The sequence below is a fragment of the Albimonas pacifica genome (assembly GCF_900113695.1).
In the GTDB taxonomy this organism is placed as follows: domain Bacteria; phylum Pseudomonadota; class Alphaproteobacteria; order Rhodobacterales; family Rhodobacteraceae; genus Albimonas; species Albimonas pacifica.
On record NZ_FOQH01000048.1, the window covers coordinates 1 to 2,969 of the forward strand.

Below are 2,969 nucleotides of genomic sequence, written 5' to 3' on the forward strand. Positions count from 1 at the left end.
CGTAAGCGCCCGGTCTCACTGCCCTGCCTGACATAGAGACGGTTCGATAGTGTCCACCACGGGATAGTGGACACTATGAGGCCCTGATGGCGCGTCGGACGAAGCGGCTTTGGACAGACGAGGAGAAGCGTTCGATCTGTTTGCAGACGACGGCCCCCGGCGTGTCGGTTGCGCGGGTGGCGCGGCGTTACGCGATGAACGCCAACCTGATCTTCAAATGGTTGCGCGACCCGCGCTATGCGCCGGAGCCCCCGGCAGAGCCGGATGCTGCTTGTTTCCTTCCTGTCGAGATCGTCGATCAGCCTATGCATGACGATGGCAAAGCCGCCGCCGATCCCGCGCCTGCGGCGGGCATGATCGAGATCGACATCGCAGGTGGTCACCGGCTGCGGGTCTGCGGGTCCTACGACCCCGAGGCGCTGGCCCGGTTGATCCGGGGGCTGTCCGGATGATCCCAGTCCCGGCAAACACCCACGTGTGGCTTGCCGTGGGCGTGACGGACATGCGCCGGGGCTTCACCACGCTTGCGGCCCAGGCGGAGCAGACGCTGAAGCAGGACCCGTTCGCCGGCCACATGTTCGTCTTCCGCGGCCGGCGCGGCGATCTGATCAAGATCATCTGGTGGGACGGCCAAGGCGCGTGCCTGTTCTCGAAGCGCCTGGAGAAGGGGCGGTTCGTGTGGCCCTCGCCGGCGGATGGGAAGGTATCGGTGACGCCGGCGCAGATGGCGATGCTGCTGGAAGGGATCGACTGGCGTCTGCCGCAACGAAGCTGGAAGCCGCTCAAGGCGGGATAATTCGGTGCCGTCAGCACCTTCAGGATTCCCGCCAGGCTCTTGTTTTGTTATGATTGATCATGCTGGACGTGGCCAAATCCCTGCCAGAAGACCCCGAGGAACTGCGGCGGTTCACGGCGCTTCTGCTGGCCGAGGTGAAGTCGCAGGCGCTGCTGATCGAGAAGCTGCGCCACCAGCTGGCCGGACACCGCAGCCACAGGTTCGGCGCCTCATCCGAGACCATCGAGCAGCTTCAACTGGCACTGGAGACGAGCGAGATCGCCGTCGCCAAGATGACCGCGAAGCTGCGGCTCCCGGACGAGGAGCCGAATGACAAGCCGAAGCGTCGACCGATCCCCGACCACATTCTGCGCCAGGAGATCGAGCTGACCACCGGCGACGAGGACTGTGCCCATTGCGGTGGGACGCTGCGCCGCCTCGGCGAGGATGTGACCGAAGAGCTGGAGTATGTGCCCGGCCGGTTCATCGTAAACCGGATCGTCCGCCCGCGCATGGCCTGTTCCGGCTGTGACGCCTTCACTCAGGCCGCTTTGCCATCCCGCCCGATCGAGCGCGGTCGTCCCGGACCCGGCCTGCTGGCAAATGTTCTGGTCTCCAAATACGCCGACCACCTGCCGCTCTATCGGCAGAGTCAGATCTTCGACCGCGAGGGGCTCGACCTCGATCGCTCGACGCTGGCCGACTGGGTCGGCAAGTCGACGGCGCTGCTGGAGCCGTTGGCCGATGCCATCGGACGCCATGTGCTGGCCGGACAGGCGATCTTCGCGGATGATACCCCGGTAAAGATGCTGGCGCCCGGCGCCGGGAAGACCGCAACGGCGCGTCTCTGGACCTACGGGCGGGATGAGCGGCCCTGGGGTGGCGATGCCCCGCCCGCCAGCTGGTATCGGTTCTCGCCTGATCGCAAGGGCCAGCACCCCAAGGATCATCTATCAAGCTACCAAGGCTGGATGCACGCCGACGGCTATGCCGGGTTCGAAGACCTCTATCGTTCCAGCGACATCCGCGAGGTCGCCTGCATGGCCCACGTTCGGCGCAAGTTCGTCGACGTCCACCGGGCCCAGGGCTCGGCTATCGCCGACGAGGCCATCAAACGCATAGCGCAACTCTACGCCGTCGAGAAGGAAGCGCGTGGATCGCCGCCCGGTCGCCGGGTTGAGATCCGCCAGGCGAAAGCGAAGCCGATCTTCGATGAACTGGAGACCTGGCTGCACGGCCAGTTGCCCAGCATCTCGGGCAAGTCGCCCCTGGCGGTGGCGATCCGATATGCCCTGACGCGCATGAAGCGGCTCCGGCCCTATCTCGACCACGGCTTCCTGGAGCTCGATAACAACACGGCCGAGCGGGCAATGCGATCGGTGGCTGTCGGACGGAAAAACTACCTGTTTGTCGGCTCGCAGACTGGGGGACGCGCCGCCGCCATCGCATACACCCTGATCGAAACCGCCAAACTGAACAGCGTCGACCCGCAAGGATGGCTCGCCGACACCCTCGCGCGTATCCCGGATTACAAGATCACCCGCGTAGATGATCTGCTGCCGTGGAACTGGCGGTCGGCCCCGGAGAAGGACCACATCCCGGCATGACCATCGCTCGCTTGAAGATCACCCTCGAGGGCATCGAGCCCGTCGTCTCGCGCACTCTCGAGGTCCCGGTCGATATCCGCCTTGAGCGGCTGCATCTCGTTATCCAAGCAGCAATGGGGTGGGAAAACTACCATCTCTACGAGTTCATGGTGGGCGAGACCCGTTGGGGATTGCCTGATCCCGACTTCGGCACGGACGCGCTACCGGTCGCCAAGTCCCGCCTCGCAGACGTCGCCAGCAACGCCGGAACAGCGCCGATCCGCTACATCTACGACTTCGGGGACAACTGGGTTCATCGGATCGATGCACAGACCATCGGCGATCCGGCGCCCGGAAATCTATACCCCCGGCTCACCGACATTATCGGCAGATGCCCGCCCGAGGACGTCGGCGGCCTTCCCGGATACGAAGACTTCCTCGACGCAGTCAGTGATCCAAACCATCCCGAGCATGAGAATATGATCCGATGGGCAGGCGGACCGTTCGATCCGCACGTCCCTGACGCCGACGAACTCCGCCTCGAAGTTCTTAAACTCGCCAAGAAGTGGAAGCCGCGGAAGAAATGAGCGCCGCCACCGGACGCTTAC

General features: G+C 64.5%; 4 protein-coding genes. All 4 read left to right on the forward strand.

All coding sequences use genetic code 11. The features are described 5' to 3' along the window. Positions 1 to 86 precede the first annotated feature (86 nt). Genes tnpA through BM064_RS26490 form a run of 4 tightly spaced genes read left to right on the forward strand, consistent with a single transcriptional unit; the run spans position 87 to position 2,948 of the window. The gene (tnpA, locus tag BM064_RS26475; protein WP_092866559.1) at positions 87 to 452 is read left to right on the forward strand and encodes an IS66-like element accessory protein TnpA; all 366 of its coding nucleotides are present in this window, start codon (positions 87 to 89) and stop codon (positions 450 to 452) included. Continuing rightward, positions 449 to 796 (forward strand): IS66 family insertion sequence element accessory protein TnpB, encoded by a 348-nt coding sequence (gene tnpB, locus BM064_RS26480; protein WP_092866562.1) that lies wholly within the window; start codon positions 449 to 451, stop codon positions 794 to 796. The genes tnpA and tnpB overlap by 4 nt, the downstream gene beginning before the upstream one ends. A gap of 59 nt (positions 797 to 855) precedes the next feature. After that, positions 856 to 2,382, forward strand: a complete 1,527-nt coding sequence (gene tnpC, locus BM064_RS26485; protein ID WP_092866565.1) for an IS66 family transposase — start codon at positions 856 to 858, stop codon at positions 2,380 to 2,382. Further along, positions 2,379 to 2,948 (forward strand): plasmid pRiA4b ORF-3 family protein, encoded by a 570-nt coding sequence (locus BM064_RS26490; protein ID WP_092866569.1) that lies wholly within the window; start codon positions 2,379 to 2,381, stop codon positions 2,946 to 2,948. Before tnpC ends, BM064_RS26490 begins: the two co-directional genes overlap by 4 nt. The last annotated feature ends 21 nt before the right edge of the window (positions 2,949 to 2,969 follow it).